Annotated in this window: 1 protein-coding gene; it reads left to right on the forward strand. The window is 52.5% G+C overall.

Features of this window, described 5'->3' with window-relative positions:
- The first annotated feature begins 553 nt into the window (after positions 1-553).
- A complete protein-coding gene (locus IQ273_RS33130) occupies positions 554-1201 on the forward strand; it encodes a MotA/TolQ/ExbB proton channel family protein (RefSeq protein WP_194027310.1) in 648 nt (215 codons plus the stop codon).
- Positions 1202-1439: the final 238 nt, after the last annotated feature.

The following is a 1439-nucleotide window of genomic DNA, read 5'->3' on the forward strand; positions in this document are numbered from 1 at the left end:
GTTCAATTGGGGCGATCGCGTCATAGTTGCGCCTAGGGTTGAGCTGGCTGAGGCCAAAGGCGATCGCATGTACCCCTACCGACCCCAAAAGCCCCCAAAGCAGAAGCTTTCGCAGCCTGGCCTGGTCTTGCTCGTGTTGTTCAAAGCAAAGGTTAGAAAGGCTCATGGGCACTGTCCGAATAATGGTAAATCATGACCCCGCCTCAACGTAGTTGAGAGACAGTGTGAACTAAGTCAGAAACTACTGACAATACATCCGACCAGCTTGGGGCGCTGACTTTGACTAATGGTTTGAGTGGAGAGCAGAGCAGAATAAGGATAAATGCTAGACCCCTTTCCTGACAAGAATCTCAAGCGATATAAAGCCTTAAGCCGTCCTAGGATGGTTTTCTCCATCCACATACTATCAGGATCTATTCCCTATAAGATCTTGACAATGACACCGGGATCAGGCTCAATGCATTTGACAGTGATTTGCAATAACTCGGTTTTGTCTACTCAGCTACGGGTGTCGTAGGCGTCTGAAACCGGGAACTTACGACAAGGATTGATTATGAGCAGTATCTTTGCCGCAGGCGGCATCGTCATGTGGCCGTTGCTGGTGTTTTCACTGATTGCGATCGCGCTGATCATTGAGCGGCTAATTTTTTGGGTGCGGCTAAATCGCCGCCAGCGTCAGGTGATGCAAGATATTCTGCGCACCTATCGGCAAGCACCCGTGGATGTGTACCCGAAGCTGCGGCAGAACGTTAACCTACCGATCGCCCGCATTTTTCTAGAAGCCCTCGAAATCGAAGGGGCCAGCCCCAAGCAGTTTCACATGGCGCTGGCCAGCGCTATGCAGGCCGAACTGCCTCATCTACGCCGTTTTAGCACCGTCTTTGCCACCATCATTAGCGTGGCCCCGCTACTCGGGCTGCTCGGCACCATCCTCGGTCTAATTGCCTCCTTTGATGCCCTACAGCTGGGGGATGTGGGGGCCAATGCCGGAGCAGTGACGGGCGGCATTAGTGAGGCACTGGTTTCTACTGCCGCTGGGCTGGTTGTGGCGATCGGTACCCTGCTGTTTGCCAACCTGTTTCGCGGCCTCTACAAACGCCAGGTGGCGCTGATTCAGGAATACGGCGGCCAGTTCGAAATTCTCTACGAAACCTACTACGACCGCAAGAGCCAGCTGAGGGAAGAGTCTTTTGTGGGGTAGATGGGTAGATATGGGTGAACGGCCGCAGGTATGGCCATAGTCACCTCGGTTAGGACATCCAGAGACGTTCGAACGTTTGAACGTTTTGAGGAGAAATGTCTTGACCAGATTAGCTACAGCTATACCTGTATTCATTGACTACTCTAATGCCCTGCTTCCCTGCCTTCGTTTTTCCCGATAGGTCTTGCTCTCGTTGTCTCCTTACCTCCTACTCCTTAGCTATCCACTACCTCCCACT

Origin of the sequence: Nodosilinea sp. LEGE 07298 (genome assembly GCF_015207265.1) — a bacterium.
GTDB lineage: Bacteria > Cyanobacteriota > Cyanobacteriia > Phormidesmidales > Phormidesmidaceae > Nodosilinea.